The 15,862-nt window shown below is 40.0% G+C and carries 14 protein-coding genes; 11 read left to right on the top strand and 3 right to left on the bottom strand.

Going from position 1 to position 15,862, the window contains the following annotated elements; genetic code table 11:
* Positions 1-5 precede the first annotated feature (5 nt).
* The gene (locus tag AC1XUO_RS10185; protein ID WP_483329678.1) at positions 6-1,052 is read left to right on the top strand and encodes a beta-ketoacyl synthase chain length factor; all 1,047 of its coding nucleotides are present in this window, start codon (positions 6-8) and stop codon (positions 1,050-1,052) included.
* A 63-nt stretch (positions 1,053-1,115) separates the two neighbouring features.
* On the opposite strand, the gene AC1XUO_RS10180 is transcribed toward AC1XUO_RS10185, so the two are convergent.
* The 3 genes from AC1XUO_RS10180 to AC1XUO_RS10170 all read right to left on the bottom strand — a co-directional run bounded on the left by AC1XUO_RS10180 (position 1,116) and on the right by AC1XUO_RS10170 (position 7,752).
* Positions 1,116-2,357: an NAD(P)/FAD-dependent oxidoreductase gene (locus tag AC1XUO_RS10180; protein ID WP_483329677.1), complete on the bottom strand. Its 1,242-nt coding sequence runs from the start codon at positions 2,355-2,357 to the stop codon at positions 1,116-1,118.
* 2 nt (positions 2,358-2,359) lie between these two features.
* Entirely contained in the window at positions 2,360-3,889 is a 1,530-nt protein-coding gene (locus AC1XUO_RS10175; protein WP_483329676.1) for a phytoene desaturase family protein, read from the bottom strand.
* A 110-nt stretch (positions 3,890-3,999) separates the two neighbouring features.
* Complete coding sequence (locus tag AC1XUO_RS10170) at positions 4,000-7,752, bottom strand: 1-acyl-sn-glycerol-3-phosphate acyltransferase (RefSeq protein ID WP_483329675.1); 3,753 nt, start codon at positions 7,750-7,752, stop codon at positions 4,000-4,002.
* A gap of 258 nt (positions 7,753-8,010) precedes the next feature.
* Between AC1XUO_RS10170 and flxA the strand changes: the two genes are divergently transcribed.
* The 10 genes from flxA (at position 8,011) to AC1XUO_RS10120 (ending at position 15,813) form a co-directional block, all read left to right on the top strand.
* Complete coding sequence (flxA, locus tag AC1XUO_RS10165) at positions 8,011-9,540, top strand: flexirubin biosynthesis tyrosine ammonia-lyase FlxA (RefSeq protein WP_483329674.1); 1,530 nt, start codon at positions 8,011-8,013, stop codon at positions 9,538-9,540.
* The gene (gene flxB / locus AC1XUO_RS10160; protein ID WP_483329673.1) at positions 9,537-10,268 is read left to right on the top strand and encodes a flexirubin biosynthesis SDR family reductase FlxB; all 732 of its coding nucleotides are present in this window, start codon (positions 9,537-9,539) and stop codon (positions 10,266-10,268) included. The genes flxA and flxB overlap by 4 nt, the downstream gene beginning before the upstream one ends.
* 1 nt (position 10,269) lies before the next feature.
* Positions 10,270-11,487 (top strand): beta-ketoacyl-[acyl-carrier-protein] synthase family protein, encoded by a 1,218-nt coding sequence (locus AC1XUO_RS10155; protein ID WP_483329672.1) that lies wholly within the window; start codon positions 10,270-10,272, stop codon positions 11,485-11,487.
* 279 nt (positions 11,488-11,766) lie between these two features.
* On the top strand, positions 11,767-12,033 hold the full coding sequence (locus AC1XUO_RS10150) for a phosphopantetheine-binding protein (RefSeq protein ID WP_483329671.1): 267 nt from the start codon (positions 11,767-11,769) through the stop codon (positions 12,031-12,033).
* Positions 12,034-12,036: 3 nt separating this feature from the next.
* The gene (locus AC1XUO_RS10145; protein WP_483329670.1) at positions 12,037-12,903 is read left to right on the top strand and encodes an LpxL/LpxP family acyltransferase; all 867 of its coding nucleotides are present in this window, start codon (positions 12,037-12,039) and stop codon (positions 12,901-12,903) included.
* On the top strand, positions 12,903-13,319 hold the full coding sequence (locus AC1XUO_RS10140; RefSeq protein ID WP_483329669.1) for a hotdog family protein: 417 nt from the start codon (positions 12,903-12,905) through the stop codon (positions 13,317-13,319). The genes AC1XUO_RS10145 and AC1XUO_RS10140 overlap by 1 nt, the downstream gene beginning before the upstream one ends.
* Positions 13,320-13,359: 40 nt before the next feature.
* Positions 13,360-13,773, top strand: a complete 414-nt coding sequence (locus AC1XUO_RS10135; RefSeq protein WP_483329668.1) for an acyl-CoA thioesterase — start codon at positions 13,360-13,362, stop codon at positions 13,771-13,773.
* A 33-nt stretch (positions 13,774-13,806) separates the two neighbouring features.
* Positions 13,807-14,889 (top strand): beta-ketoacyl synthase N-terminal-like domain-containing protein, encoded by a 1,083-nt coding sequence (locus tag AC1XUO_RS10130; protein ID WP_483329667.1) that lies wholly within the window; start codon positions 13,807-13,809, stop codon positions 14,887-14,889.
* Complete coding sequence (locus tag AC1XUO_RS10125; protein WP_483329666.1) at positions 14,886-15,509, top strand: hypothetical protein; 624 nt, start codon at positions 14,886-14,888, stop codon at positions 15,507-15,509. The genes AC1XUO_RS10130 and AC1XUO_RS10125 overlap by 4 nt, the downstream gene beginning before the upstream one ends.
* Before the next feature lie 46 nt (positions 15,510-15,555).
* Positions 15,556-15,813, top strand: a complete 258-nt coding sequence (locus AC1XUO_RS10120; protein ID WP_483329665.1) for a phosphopantetheine-binding protein — start codon at positions 15,556-15,558, stop codon at positions 15,811-15,813.
* Positions 15,814-15,862: the final 49 nt, after the last annotated feature.

Below are 15,862 nucleotides of genomic sequence, written 5' to 3'. Positions count from 1 at the left end.
GAAACATGTTTATAAAAGATTTATTCTGCATATCACCGCAGCAAACTTACGACGATACATTTTTTGAAAATGATCCGAAAGTCTATTTTGGGAACCGTTACGAAGCTCTTGAACCGGCTTATGGTAAGCTAATTCCGGCTGGCTTGCTCAGAAGGATGGGTAAGGCAGTTCGGATGGGGGTGGGTGCCGGACTTCCGCTGATACAGAGAAACCCCGGCCTGGATGGAATTATCCTGGGCACAGCAAACGGTGGACTTGAAGACTGTCTGAAATTCCTTAATCAGATTGTTGATTACAATGAGGGTACTTTAACACCCACGAATTTTGTTCAGAGCACTCCCAATGCAGTCGCAGGAAATCTGGCACTGATGAGCAAAAATACGGGTTACAACAACACGCACGTCCATAAAGGTCTTGCTTTTGAAGCCGCTTTGCTGGATGCAATTTTACTTTTGGAAGACAAAAAGGCGACGTCTTTTCTAGTTGGCAGTATTGAGGAAATTTCCGATTATAATTATAATATTGATATGCTGGCCGGTTCTTTCAAAAAAGAAGAAACCGATTCCAATATTTTGCTTCATTCAAAGACGGCCGGAACGGTTTGTGGCGAAGCTGCGATCATGTTTGTCGTTGAATCAGAAAAGTCTGAAAATTCTCTTGCTGAAATCGTCGACGTTGAACAGATAAGTTATGCAGATGAACATAAATTACAGGCGAAACTGATTTATTTTCTCAACCGAAATAATGTTTTGCCTTCCGGGATCGATACAGTGATTTTGGGTTTCAGCGGCGATAATAGAAATGATTACTGGTATAAGTGGCTGAATGAAAAGTTTTTTCCTGACAGTGCTGTCTACAATTTTAAAAATCTGACGGGTGATTTTCCTACGGCTTCCGCGTTCGCAACGTGGCTGGGCGTCCAGTTATTAAGTGGAAAGCAGCTGCCGGAAAATACTGTTTATGTGAAGAAATCTGATAAACCAGCTGAGAAAATACTTATTTATAATCACCATAAGGGTGTTCAGCATGGCTTTATTCTGCTGTCAAAGTAGTAAATCATTATTAAAAATTACCGTTCCAGGTGATGGATTTCTTTCCCGAAATTGCCAGGGAATTTATTCCCTGTTCAAACTTTTTTCCTTCATTTTAATCACTTTCGCAAGTGTGGGGAGAATGGTATCATGTTTTTTTACAAATGGATTAGACTGATCCCAGACATAACCCGCTAACACAGAACAAATCTGGTTTTTGATATCATTCTGAATATGATTCGCAAAAACAATCGTTTGAAAATCGCCGCTATACCAACCTGTTACATAACTTCTGAAAACATTAATTCCGCCCTGCACCACATCTTCATATTCTTTCTTCCAGTCGACAATTTCTCCCTGCAAATGCCTGTGGGTCATTTTGGCAGAAAGAAGTCCGGATGCCGTCGCGAATGTTACGCCAGACGAGAAAATCGGATCAAGAAATTCTGTGCTGTTTCCTGATAATACAAAACCCTCACCATACATTTGTTTGACGCCGACTGAATAACCAAGAATATGTTTTGGCTCCCATTTTAGTTCTGAATTTTTAAAACGTCCATTCAAATCTTGAAATTCACGGATAAAGTTTTTGTACTTTTCTCCGTTATTTTCTGCAAGTTCTTCAACTTTCTCCCGGTCGCTTACAATGCCCACCGAAGTCGATCCGTCAGAAAAAGGTATCGCCCAGATCCACGATTTGTTGTTGTCGAAAGAATGTACAAAAATATTATTGCTGGCATCGGCGGTTCTGTTTTTGTCTTCAAGATGCGAAAAAACTGCTCCTCTTGGTGAGAAAGCAGAAGGTTTGCTGAGGTCAAAAAGTCTTGGCAAAACACGTCCGTATCCACTGGAATCGATAATAAATCTCGATTCTACCGTGATAATATTTTCGTTAATGTCTTTATATTCAACTATTTGTTTTTCTTTGCTGCAAGTTACGCTCAATACTTCGCATTCAAAATTCACATCCACGCCTTTCGCCCTTGAGGCTTCTGCAAGCGTTAGATCAAAGTCGGCGCGTTTTACCTGCCAGGTCCATGACCAACCCTTGGTATATTGTTCTTCAAAGAAAAATTCACAGCGCTTGTCGCCCTTCATAAACGCCGCGCCTGTTTTTTTCTGGAAATTTTTAGGAATAACCGCTTCCAACAATCCTGCCTGATCGAGATGTTCCATGCAACATGGCAAAAGACTTTCACCGATCTGGAAACGCGGAAATTTATCTTTTTCCAAGATCATCACGTCGTATCCTTTTGTTTTCAAATAGGATGCGGCGACGGTTCCTGCCGGGCCTGCGCCAATTACTAAAACATCAACTGTTCGCATGATTAAGCATTTTTGACTTTTTGAATAAGTTTATCTTTATCTACAAAAGCAAAGCAGGTAACAAAAGCACTCACGGTGACGCCTAATATTCCATGCATGGAAATATTTTGCCCGGTCAAATGAAGATTTGGAATTCTTGTTTTTGTATTGATCTGTGTCCTTGTTGGCGATGCGGAATTTTTCATAACCCCATACAATGAACCGTCTTTGTTACCGATATAGTCACGGAATGTAAGTGGCGAGGCACTGTGTACCGCTTTAATTTTCTCCCGGATACCTGGAAAAACTTCCTCGATTCGATTGATTACCTGTTCCTCTCTTAATTTCTTAAATTCTTCATAACCTTCTCCACGCTTACCCGGCTCTGCAACGGTATGCAACGACTCACTCCATTGGGCGGTTTCTTCCGCATTCATGTAGGTCATTACAGACATAGATTCTGCATATTTTTGATGTTTTGATATGAAGGGTGTGCAGATAAAATAAGTCTGCGGCCAGGTTTTCTGGTCATAATCCACACCCCCCCAAACATCTTCGATATGATGTTGGTAAATGTTATAATTCAGATATTCGAAGGTGTCTTCGTAAAAGGTAAAATGTACCAGAAAGGTGGAAATGCTGTTTTTAAGACTTTTGATTCTGTTTCTGTAAACCTGTAAAAATCGGTGTTCTCCAAAAATGTCGATGGTTATGGCCGGATGCGCATTTGAAATAAATTGCTTACCACTATACTTTTCACCGTTTTCCAGAACCACAGCACTAATTTCACCCACCTCATTATACTCCGCGCCAACGACCTTTTTCCGTTTCAAAATTTCTCCCCCGAAACTTCTGATTCCTTTACTTAGCTGAATCGCGATTTGGGAGCCGCCATCAATAAACTTGTAGGCACCAGACAAATAGCTGTTTATGATCAGCGCATGCACATAAAATGGCGTCATTTCCTTTACACCCGCATACAATTGATTGGAGCCAGCCAGGACATTTCTTAACCGCTCATTTTTAGTGATTGAGGCAATATAGTCATGGGCGTTTAACTCCATAATACTCGAATCCATCTGATAATTTTCGTTGGACACTTCAAGATTATAGAGCGGGAATTTTTTGCATGTCTCTTTTATTTTTTCACAATAGGTATCAATCGCCTCTTTTTCATCAGGGAAATAACCTATCATATTTTTTTTGAACTCCTCATATCCTTGCCCATAAGCATATTCCGAGCCATCGTCGAAGCGTATTACATCAAACTTATCTTCATCCAGTCGTTTTAATTTCATCTTTTCCAGAATTCCAAAATATTTGAAAAACTGGTAAAGATTCTCGCCTTTGTCCATGCTTCCAACATAATGCACACCTGTATCAAAAATCGCTTTGTCCCGGCTATACACCTGCAAATGACCACCGATCTGATGATTTTTTTCCAGAACTACTACGCTGTGGCCTTCCGAAGCAAGGATATATGCACATGCCAACCCACCTAACCCACTTCCTACAATGACGAAATCATATTCCTTTCCGGACTTTTTCTGCATGAAATTCAGATATAAAACGTATTCTTTAATTTGTTACCAGCCGGAAATCTCCGCAATTTTTAAATAAAATTCTAAATCAGCTTTTTTTGTGAGTAAACGGCAGACTAAAATTATCCGGATACTTTGAAATGAATAGCTGATTTTTCTTTTCTTAAAATAAACAGCACGTTGGATGTTTTCTTTGAGTGTTTGTGCATTTCAACGCTAAGATTATTTTTTTCTGCAAAATTTCGGATATCTATGGACGAGAAAAAATGGAATGCATCTTCTTTTTTGTTAAAAGAAAATAGTCCAGTTGATAATGCTTCCGTACGTTCTGTGTTTTTATGCTTTTCGCCGAGGTCCGTAATGCCATCCCGGATAAATAAAATCCCATCCTGGTTAAGGGCGTCGGCACAGCGATTTAATACAATCTGCTGCTTTTCTTCTGACAGGTAATGCAGGATATCATTTAAAAATATGACATCCTGTTTTTCTACTTTAACCAGACTGATATCTCCATATTCAAAATGCAGGTTACCAGTTTTATTGTAACTGTTTTGCGCAATCAAAATTTTGTCTTCGTCATAATCGATCGCCTTGATAATCCTGTCCTGATTTTTGTAATGGAGGAAAAAAGATAGATAACCATAACCGCAGCCCACGTCCAATATCGTTTTTCGATCACCGATCAGCGCGTTATAATTGGAAAAATTCTTTGCTTCGAGCTTCCATTTTGTCTTAAAATACCATTCTAAAACCGGCCCTTTGAATACATAATTGGTGAATATTTTATGTTTGAGGTAACTGGTGTCTTCCATCTCATCTTTGTATAATGCAAACTCAGACTTAAAATGCGCTGCGATATTTTTTGTTTTATCACGAAGCGATTCTCCCCATATCGGATCGCTGTATTTTAGTCTTGGCAAAACCCTTACATTCAATGCACCCGGACGGATGAGGAAATCATTTTTCGGTAAAACATCGGAAGCCCCATGAATCAGGATCGGCTGGATATCAAGGCCAAGTTCCTGTGCCAGATGAAAGGCCCCTTTGTGAAAACGTCCGATAGTACCATCTGCTGACCGTGTTCCTTCGGGAAAAACAAGGATCGAATATCCCTCTTCGACAAGCTTTCGCATTCGGGCAATGTTCTCATCTGGCCCGGCCTCGGTGTAGATATAACCGGCAAAACGGATGATTGGACCGAAAAAAGGAGAATTGTAAACCCAGCCTTTTACCATCATAACAATCTTGGGATTGATCATGATAGCCAGTAAAATATCGAGAAAGGAAGTATGGTTTGCGATATAAATGACCGGTTTAGAAATATCCATATTTTCAGTTCCGGAGAAATTCTTCCTGACATGCGGGCCGGAATAAATCACTGTTTTTGCGAAAAAAGCAAGTGAATTATTGATCATCTTCTTTTTTCTGATTTTAGAAATTGGCAAAAGAAGTATCGTGACAAGCTTGGAATGAAGAAAAAGACAGCCGGAAAGGAAATAAGTGAAACTTGAAATACTAAGTAGAAATGGTAAAAATGTAACGGGTGCCTTTTTATTTTTTATCCTGTTTTCTACAAATAATGCAAAGACGACTGGCTGAACAATAAAGGATATAAACAAAATACAGCCAATCCCTAAAACGCTGATCAAGGCAATAGAATGTATGGCCGGATGTTCAGCGAAAATTAATACCCCTGTTCCGATGATGGTCGTAAACGCCGACAAAATAATGGCGGACTGATAGGAGCGAAGTGTGTCCTTGCCATATTTATATTTGCTCAACAATCCTTCTGTCACAAATATGCTGAAATCGTCACCTAAACCGAAGATGAAGGTTGTAATGACAACGTTAACGAAGTTGAATTTTATATTAAAAATCGCAGCAATCCCCAGGATCCATATCCAGCTGACCACCATCGGCAAAAAAGAAAGCAATGTGAGTTCGATTCTCCCGTAAACCAGGAGAAGTGTTATGAAAACAATCGAAGCTGAAATAAATAATATATAATTAAAATCGTCTTTGACCATCGTAAGCAATTCCTCCGCAAGTTCGCCGCGATCAAATATTTCAATGCCTTCAATCTTTCGAAGGTCGGATTTAACCGCGTTTAATTGATCTTGGCTGGCCACAACCGTTGTGATCAAAGTTGTTTTGGATGCGTTACTTTCGATCAGGTTATTCAATCCCAACGCCCGGAAAAGTTCTTGCTCCTCGACCGGATTTTGAATTTCTAATGAAATCCAGCGCTTAAAATCATTAAAGGCGGTGCTGTTAAAGCCATTTTGAGCAGCTGATTTGTCAATTTCGGAAAACGTCAGCTTTCTTTTCTTTTCATCCCAGAAACTCCGCCATCTTGCCAGACGTTCCTGTCGCAGCCTTTCGGGAACCAGAAAGGAGCCGGATGACGTAAAACCTTTTACATGATTTTGATTTTTTAAGTCGGTCAATTTCTGGTAAACCTTATAGTTTAATTCTTCTGCTTTTTGCCGATTTTCGTCCATAGAAAAAACGTAAATACGTTTTTCCGTCGCTGGATCCAGACCTGTCAAAGTCTGTTCCTTCTCCTTTAAATCAACACTATGGATACTCAGATTCTCAAAGCTGCTGTCGAATTCTGTAAATTGGGAATAGTACAAAAAGACAATAGTAAGTACGGCAACCAGACCCAGCACAAAACTTCGAAATTTCCCGGAGATTTTTGGAAATGTAAAAAATTTAACCTCGCCAGGAATATTTTTGTAATCAAACGAAAGAGCCTCCAAAATTACCGGGAGTGCAATTAAGGTAAAAAGTGCGGCGCCCGACAAGCTCAGCGATGCGAAAAGTCCAAAATCCTGCAAAACGGCTGAGTTTGCAAAATGAAGTGCGCTGAAAGCCAGAATTGTAGTTAAACTTCCTGTCAAGAGCGGCTCACTCACTTCCTTGACTGCCGTGGTAATCGATCCGGTATGCCGTAAATGAGTGAAAAAGTGAAAAGAATAATCAAGCAAAATTCCGAAGATAACTGCGCCGGTAGCCAGGGAAATTCCGGAAATTTCCGGTCTGAAAAAACCAATAATTCCCAAAGCGAACGTGCCGCCAAAAACTGCCGGTAACACAATGTAAAATGGAATTAAAACTTTTCGGTAATAAAATATAAGCATCAGTAAAATGGCAGAAAGCGCAATGATCATCGTCAAATACGAGTCATGTTTTACCTGGATTGCGTTTTGTGCGGCAATCTCAAAGGTGCCGAAATAAGTAAAGTTAAATTGCGGATGGTGCCGGGCCCAGGATTTTTTAAAATCTTCAACCTGAATATAAAGCTCGATGTTTTTTGCAGAATTTCCGGAATCATAGTTTGTACCACCCATCACGATCATCTGTTTTCTGTCTTTAGAAAACATCAATCCGTCGTCGACTGTCATTCCATTAGTATTGTTGATCTCATTCAGAACACGAAAATATTGGCCGGAGATTCCAATGGGATCATTTAAAATGAACTGTCGGAGAAATGTGCCGCCAGGTGCCAATAGTTGTTTGTAAGAAGCAGTAATTGAGGCATTTATAGAATCCGGGTTCGCCTTGTTTTGTATGTGTCGATAGTAAGAAGAATCGATAAGTTCAGGAAAACGTGCATAGGTATATTCATAAACGTCCACCTGAATATTGGGTCGAACCGCCTGTATGTTTTTGATATAACCCGAAGTATGTTTGGCAAGTGAATCAGCAAAAGTTTCAGCAATTGTTTTCGCCTCTTCCGTGTCAATACCAGCAGGCAGATTGACCGAAAATACAATTTGATTGATAATGCTCTTATTTTCGACTAAACGGTTGAATTCTTCGAAGGATTTACCTTTTGGCAGCGTGGAAAATATACTTTCTGTGATTCTCAATTTTGATATCCCGAAAAACAGGATACCGATCATGAGAAATAATACGGCAAAAAAAAGTGTTTTTTTTCTTGAAAGGAGGGTGTTTAGTCTAAGTAATAAATCTCCAATCATCGGATTTTGAACGTGAGTTTGGGGTAAATTTAGACAAATGTAAGAGTCCTGACAATATATTGACATACCGCGCCGCTAAATAGCGTTTCTTGTCAAAGCCATAAAAAAAGATTTATTTTACATGGGTTTTAATTACAGTAACAATAAATGAATAGTATCTCGTTAGCTCAAATCGAGCAGTATGCCATTGATAAGAAGGAATTTCAACTAGCAGAGGACGCACTCAACAACGTTTCAAAGTCATTTAATTTCTTAACTGAATTTTCAAAAGATAAGATTATCTACGGTATCAATACCGGTTTTGGTCCGATGGCCCAGTTTCGCATTGATACTGATAAATTAAATCAACTTCAATATAATCTGATCAGAAGCCATTCCAGCGGAATCGGTCATGTATTGGATGAAACGTATGCACGTAGTGTAATGATCGCACGCCTGAATTCTTTTTTGCAGGGAAATTCGGGAATAAGTGTGGGTGTCATTCAGCAATTGGTTTTGTTTCTTAATCACGGCATTGTTCCCGAGATATTCGAACATGGTAGCGTTGGCGCGAGTGGAGATCTTGTTCAGTTATCTCATTTGGGTCTGAATTTGATTGGCGAGGGGTATGTTTATGAAAATGGAATACGTCAGAAAACCGCTGATGTGTTGGCAAAACATGGTATACCTCCATTAAAGATGGAACTTCGTGATGGCCTGGGCCTGATCAACGGAACTTCCTGCATGACTGGAATTGCGGCGGTAAATTTAATTTATGCGCAGCGTCTCGTTCAATGGTCCATTGCCGCTTCTTCCATGCTGAATGAAATTATGGAAGCTTTTGATGATTCTTTTTCACAGGAATTGAATGCTGTAAAACACCACAAAGGACAGCAGTATGTTGCAGCGCAAATGCGTGAATTTCTTGCCGGCAGCGGCATGATCCGGAACAGAGAAGAATTGTTTAAGGATGATAAAGCGCTTCAAACGCGCGAATTTGAAAGGAAAATACAGGAATATTATTCGATCCGCTGTGTGCCACAAATTATCGGTCCAATCGTTGATACGATAAATTACGCTCAGGAAGTCATTGAAAATGAGTTAAATTCCACGAATGACAATCCGATTGTAAGACCGGATGAGGATAATGTTTTCCACGGCGGAAATTTCCATGGCGATTATATATCTCTGGAAATGGACAAGGTAAAAATTGTCCTGACCAAACTTTCCATGTTGATGGAGCGCCAGCTTAACTTCTTGATGAACAGCAAATTAAATGGTAAATTTCCTCCATTCCTGAATGCAGGAACCTGGGGGTTAAACTTTGGTTTTCAGGGAATTCAGTTTACTGCAACTTCGACGACGGCTGAAAGCCAGGCTTTGTCTACTTCCATGTATGTGCATAGTATTCCGAACAATAATGATAATCAGGATATTGTGAGTATGGGGACCAATAGTGCGGTGCTGGCTAAAAAAGTTCTTGAAAACTCGTTTCAGGTTACTGCGATCCATATTATGGCGATATGCCAGGCGATTGACCTGTTGGAAGCGGACGAAAAGGAAAGATTGTCGCCGAAAACAAAAACTATATACAAACAAATACGTTCGAAGGCACACTTTATAAAAGACGATATTGTGCCTTTTGAAAGCATCGCAGAAGTTTGTAAATTAATCAAAGAAACCCCGTTTAACGTATGAACTGCGCACTTGTAACAGGAGCATCAAGAGGATTGGGTCGGGCGATTGCTATTCAATTGGCCAAAGATCATGGTCTTTTTATTTTGGTCAATTACACTTCCAATGAATCGGCGGCGGAGGAAACGCTTGCAGAAATCAAGGAGAATGGCGGAGACGGGGAGATTTTGCAATTTAATGTCCAGACTAAAACGGAAGTCGATGAAGCCCTGAATGGTTGGAAAGAAAAAAATAGCGAAAAGTTTATCAGTGTTCTGGTGAACAACGCTGGCATTACCCGTGATGGTCTTTTTATGTGGATGCCGGAGAAAGATTGGGATGATGTGCTGAATACTTCCACAAAAGGTTTATTTAACGTAACCCAGAATGTTATCCAGCAAATGCTTCGGAAACGTACCGGGAGAATCATCAATATTGCATCGGTTTCGGGTTTGAAAGGTGTAGCCGGCCAGACAAATTATTCGGCTGCGAAAGGTGCGATGATTGCATCTACAAAGGCTCTTGCTCAGGAAGTTGCGAAGCGGAAAATTACTGTTAATGCGGTTGCTCCTGGTTTTATCACGAGCGATATGACCAAGGATCTCAACGAAGACGAATTGAAACAAATGATTCCGATGAATCGTTTTGGAAAAGCGGAGGAGGTGGCCCATCTGGTAAGCTTTTTGGCTTCGGATAAGGCATCTTACATAACGGGAGAAGTGATTAATATTAACGGAGGAATTTATTCTTAGAATGAACCACAGAGTTGTCATCACCGGAATTGGTATTTATTCCTGCCTTGGAGAAAATCTCGGGGAGGTTGCAAAATCCCTGTATGCCGGGAAAAGTGGTATTATTTTTGATCAGGTCAGAAAAGATTTCGGCTTTCGCTCTGCACTTACAGGCATGGTTCAGGAGCCGGATCTGAAACCTTTTTTATCCAGGAGACAGCGCCTGGGTATGCACCAGCCGGCAATGTACGCCTATATGTCTACGAAAGAGGCGATGGAAATGGCGAAGCTGGACATAGACTTTCTTGAATCAACCGAAACGGGCATCATCTTCGGCAATGACAGTACGGCCGCTTCCATTGTGGAGGCGCATGATAAGGCAAGAGAAAAGTTTGATACGACTTTGATCGGAAGTGGCGCAATTTTTCAGAATATGAACAGCACGGTTAATATGAACCTTTCAACGATTTTCAGGTTGAAAGGGATCAATTTTACGTTGAGCGCTGCCTGTGCTTCCGGTTCTCATTCCATCGGAATGGGTTACATTATGATCAAACAAGGTTTGCAGGATCGGATTATCTGTGGTGGAGCTCAGGAAATCAATATAGCCGCCATGTGTAGTTTTGACGGTTTGGGCACATTTTCTGTTAAAGAGTCGGATCCAACAAAAGCTTCCCGGCCATTTGACAGAGACCGCGATGGGCTTGTACCCAGCGGAGGCGCAGCAACGGTGATTCTGGAATCTTATGAAGCAGCGGTGAAACGTGGCGCGCCGATTTTGGCTGAGGTGATCGGATATGGGTTTTCATCTAATGGCGACCATATTTCTAATCCAAGTATGGATGGCCAGGTCAGATCACTGAACATGGCTTTAAAACAGGCAGATATTTCTGTGGATAAAGTTGACTATATCAATGCACATGCCACTTCAACGCCCGTCGGTGACAGCAGCGAAGCAAAAGCTATTGGAGAAGTATTTGGTGGCAAGGTGCCTGTAAGTTCCACAAAATCTATGACCGGACATGAATGCTGGATGGCAGGAGCGAGTGAGGTTGTTTATTCTATGCTGATGATGCAGCAAAGTTTTATTGCCCCTAATATCAATTTTGAAAATCCGGATGAAGAGTCTTCAAAAATCAATATAATTTCCGAGACCCGGGAACAGTATATCGATTGTTTCCTATCCAATTCGTTCGGCTTTGGTGGAACTAATTCTACTTTGATTATTAAGAAAATGTAGTGGCTTTTTTATTGATTTTGAATTGAATCCCGGCATAAAATCAGGATTTTTGTGTCCTCCACTATTTTCCGTTTGATAAAAACTTATTTCAATTTTACTCTCCGGCATATAAAATCAGGTTTAAAAGTGACATTTTTGTTTTCTATAATTTTGATATATAACGACTTAGCAGATATAATTCGACTCGCCTGTATGGATTGATGCTGATTCATAAGGAATCTCTCAAAATTTAAAGACAATTTGAAAAGTATAACCAAAGAATAAATTAATTTTGTAGCCATGAATGAAACACTTGTTACGATGGAATGGGAAGATATTATCGAGGATACCAGGGACTTTTTGTCAGAAGAATTTGAGGTTGATCGCGATCTTATTCTTCCTGAGAATAGCTTAAAAGATACGCTGGATCTGGATAGTTTGGACTATGTTGACTTGGTTGTGTTGATTGAAGAAAATTTAAATATCAAGGTAACAGGCGAAGATTTCAAAGATATTGTAACCTTCGGCGATTTTTATCAACTGGTGCAAAAGAAGTTATCGCTTTAATTAATGAGCCGTTGGGATGGTAAAACCAAAGGATCTTTATTAGGGTATAAAATTTTCCTTTTTTTTGTTAACGTTTTTGGTTTGGGTGCTGCTTATAAACTGCTTAAACTGGTAACGTTTTATTATTATATTTTTGCTGCCAAACCGAAGAATGCCCTGCTTGGATTTTATAAGGAAACGCTGCACATCTCTGGTAAACCTGCACTGAATTTAGTACGAAAAAATTTCTATATTTTCGGACAGACATTATTGGATCGAGCTGCGTTTCTTTTAGGGAAAGATACCATTTTTACCCACACCTTTGAGAATGAACAATATCTGCTGGATATAAAAAATGGCGGAAAAGGAGGCATATTACTCAGTGCTCACCTTGGAAACTGGGAAACGGCTGGTAATTTGCTTAAAGGAAGAATTACTCCCACAATCAATATTGTAATGCTGGATGCGGAAGTTGAAAGCATTAAGAAATTTATGGAGCTCTCAACGGGAGGTTCCAGATTCAAAGTCATACCCATTAAGAACGATTTGTCGCACATTATTTCTATCCGTAATGCGCTGATCAATAACGAGTTCGTTGCCATTCATGCGGATAGGTTCCTGGAAGGTGCAAAATTTATCGAGCTTGATTTTATGGGTAAGACGGCCAAATTTCCCTACGGACCTTTTATAATTGCCTCGAAGTTTGACGCTCCTGTAACCTTTGTTTTCGCAGCAAAAGATGGCGAATACAGTTATCATCTGAGTGCAACTGCGCCAATCACCGGGAAAATGAAGCCTGAGGAAATAGCAAGATTATATGTTGATGAGTTAGAGAAAAAAGTTCGACAGTATCCGGAACAGTGGTTTAACTATTTTAATTTTTTTCAGTAATGCTCGTAACGAAAGAGAAAATAGCAGAAATCATACCGCACAGGCCACCTTTTGTGATGATTGATAACTTGCTCGAAGTGAGCGAAAGCCGTTTTGAGTCAGACTTTTTTGTCCATGATGATAATATTCTGGTTCGGTCAGGATTTTTTGAAGAGTCCGGGTTGGTAGAAAATATTGCACAAACCTGCGCCGCAGGTTTTGGTTTTCTGGATAGGGAAAAGGAAGGTGAACCGAGGATTGGTTTCATCGGAGCCGTTTCAAAACTCGAATTATTTGAATTGCCTAAGGTTAACTCGACAATCCATACAATCGTTACACCAACGCACCAGTTAGGAAATATTTTTCTGGTAAAAGGCGAGAATTACTGTAATGGGCGTAAATTGCTTGAATGTGAAATTAAAATTGTAGTCAACTGATCACTTGTGAAGGTGCTTTTGTGGTTACATAGTAGAATATATGCTCATCTCGGAAATTGAAATTGATATAAGATTTAGTGAGACAGATGCCATGGGTGTTGTATGGCATGGCAATTATCTCAAATTTTTTGAAGACGGAAGGGAGGCTTTCGGTAAAGAATTTGGACTTGAATATCTCACTATTTTCGGCCACGGATATTTTACTCCCATCGTTAAGTCTGAAATTGATCATAAGGCGCCTGTTCATTATGGCCAGGTGATCAAGGTCATTACCAAATTTATCCCTTCGAAAGCGGCTAAACTTATGTTTGAATATGAGGTAATGAATGTCACAACGGGAGAACTTTGTGCAGTCGGAAAAACAATGCAGGTTTTTTTAGAAAAAGATAGCCGGACACTTGAACTGCTTACCCCGGATTTTTACCGGATTTGGAAAGAAAATAATAATATTTGAGACCTTCGGGTTATTTGTAAAGAGAAGTTTGAAATGACCTACATAGGTGCTGAAGAAATAATAAGTCCACTGGGGCAAAATATTCAGGAGAGTTTTCTGGCGGTATGCGAAAACCGTTCAGGGATTTCGTTGGTGCCGAAGGTAGGTTTTAGCAATGAGGATCTGCACCTGGCAAAAATAACTTCGCTGTCAGGTGAGAAAAAATTCGAGTTTTTACTAGTTGATATGTTAGAAAATATATCAAAACAGATTGACCCGTCTGTAATTTCATCAACCAAAACACTTGTCATATTAAGCTCAACAAAAGGAGATCTGGATAGCGATATTTCTAACCCTTTTGATCCGGCAGTAGGGGTTTTGGTAAAACATTTTGATTTAAAAACTCAACCGGTCATTGTTTCAAATGCCTGTATTTCGGGCGTCCTTGCAATCAATGCTGCGAATAATTTTATTAAAGCCGGTTTTTTCGAGCACGTAGTCGTTATCGGCTGTGATGTTATTTCTGACTTTGTCCTCTACGGGTTTCAGTCACTTTTCGCGGTAAGTGCGTTGCCCTGTATGCCTTTCGATAAAAACAGAAATGGCATTACTTTGGGTGAAGGTTGTTCCGCAGTAGTTGTTTCAAAGACAAAAGATATATTTAAAAATCTGCCGTTGGAATTGTTATCCGGTACTTCGGCAAATGATGCCAATCATATTTCCGGTCCTTCAAGAACCGGCGAAGGATTATACCGGACCATTCAAAAAACATTACGGCAAAACAATGTTTCGGCGGATGAGATAGATTTTATTTCTGCACACGGAACGGCGACTGTTTTCAATGACGAAATGGAAGCTGTTGCTTTTGACCGCCTCAATATGGCAAATATTCCCTTAAACAGTATGAAAGGATATTTTGGTCATACCTTAGGTGCCGCAGGGGTTATGGAAACAGCGATTTCAATGCAGATGATGCAGAATAATTTCCTGATTAAAAGCCTGGGGTATTCTGAGACAGGAACTTCCAAGACCTTGAATATTGCAACAGAAAACAGATCTTCCGAATTAAATACGATATTAAAAACGGCTTCGGGTTTTGGAGGTTGTAACGCATCCTTATTACTTCGGAAATTATGAATTTTATTACTGCTTATTGTCAAATCAGTGCGGATGCCTGTGCTATAAACGGAAACGTTATTGTCCGGAAAAACGATCAGTCAGCCGATACCTGGTTTAAACAATTATACAAGGAGCTAGCGCTTGATTATCCTAAATTTTATAAAATGGATATGCTTTCACAAGCCGGGTTTTTAGCTTCTGAATTTATAAAAAAAACCTTTCCCGAGCTGATATCATCTTATGCTGATGATGAGATCGCGCTGTTATTTGCCAATAGTGAGTCCAGTGCGGATACTGATATCCGTTTCAAGGAATCGTATCAGGACAGAAAATCGCCGAGCCCGTCTCTTTTTGTGTATACGCTGCCTAACATTGTGTTGGGCGAACTGGCGATCAGGAATAAATTTTACGGTGAAAATATGTTTGCAGTTTTCCCTAAATTCGCACCTGATTTTTTCCTTCAATACGGAGAAATTATGTTGACAACCGGCTCGAAGGCGGTGTTGGCAGGTTGGGTCAACATTCTGAAAGGCAAGGTTGAAGTATCAGTGTTTTTAATTGAACAAAACAAGGCTGACGGATTACCGTTCAATAGAGCAAACATAATCAAGTGTGTCGGTTTGGCGGATCAGGAATGATCATTTCACCAAACGCTACGCCTTCAATAAACGATTACTAGAACAAATGGAAAGCTTAAAAGAGGATTTAAAAAAGCAGATAATTGAACAATTAAACCTGGAAGATTTACAGGTTGCCGATATTGATGACGATAGTCTTTTGTTCAGTGCCGATGGGGTTGGTTTGGATTCGATCGATGCATTGGAGCTCATCGTGCTGATGGAAAAGTTTTACGGAATTCAGGTAACTAACCCGGAGGAAGGAAAAGACGCGTTTTTGACCATCAATACGATGGCTGATTATATTGAAAAAAAACGAAGTTGAATTATTAACGTTTGATTTTCCGGTTGAATATGATTCCCGGAAGCGTCAA

The organism is Dyadobacter sp. HNCC25DJ186 (genome assembly GCF_056895235.1).
This window is presented reverse-complemented; position numbering and strand designations above follow the sequence as displayed.

Excerpts from the sequence above, each read along its gene's own strand:
- AC1XUO_RS10155 (WP_483329672.1), top strand. The coding sequence starts at position 10,270 with ATGAACCACAGAGTTGTCATCACCGGAATTGGTATTTATTCCTGCCTT.
- AC1XUO_RS10135 (WP_483329668.1), top strand. The coding sequence starts at position 13,360 with ATGCTCATCTCGGAAATTGAAATTGATATAAGATTTAGTGAGACAGAT.
- flxB (WP_483329673.1), top strand. The coding sequence starts at position 9,537 with ATGAACTGCGCACTTGTAACAGGAGCATCAAGAGGATTGGGTCGGGCG.
- AC1XUO_RS10175 (WP_483329676.1), bottom strand. The coding sequence starts at position 3,889 with ATGCAGAAAAAGTCCGGAAAGGAATATGATTTCGTCATTGTAGGAAGT.
- AC1XUO_RS10185 (WP_483329678.1), top strand. The coding sequence starts at position 6 with ATGTTTATAAAAGATTTATTCTGCATATCACCGCAGCAAACTTACGAC.
- flxA (WP_483329674.1), top strand. The coding sequence starts at position 8,011 with ATGAATAGTATCTCGTTAGCTCAAATCGAGCAGTATGCCATTGATAAG.
- AC1XUO_RS10140 (WP_483329669.1), top strand. The coding sequence starts at position 12,903 with ATGCTCGTAACGAAAGAGAAAATAGCAGAAATCATACCGCACAGGCCA.
- AC1XUO_RS10145 (WP_483329670.1), top strand. The coding sequence starts at position 12,037 with ATGAGCCGTTGGGATGGTAAAACCAAAGGATCTTTATTAGGGTATAAA.
- AC1XUO_RS10180 (WP_483329677.1), bottom strand. The coding sequence starts at position 2,357 with ATGCGAACAGTTGATGTTTTAGTAATTGGCGCAGGCCCGGCAGGAACC.
- AC1XUO_RS10150 (WP_483329671.1), top strand. The coding sequence starts at position 11,767 with ATGAATGAAACACTTGTTACGATGGAATGGGAAGATATTATCGAGGAT.
- AC1XUO_RS10125 (WP_483329666.1), top strand. The coding sequence starts at position 14,886 with ATGAATTTTATTACTGCTTATTGTCAAATCAGTGCGGATGCCTGTGCT.
- AC1XUO_RS10120 (WP_483329665.1), top strand. The coding sequence starts at position 15,556 with ATGGAAAGCTTAAAAGAGGATTTAAAAAAGCAGATAATTGAACAATTA.
- AC1XUO_RS10130 (WP_483329667.1), top strand. The coding sequence starts at position 13,807 with ATGACCTACATAGGTGCTGAAGAAATAATAAGTCCACTGGGGCAAAAT.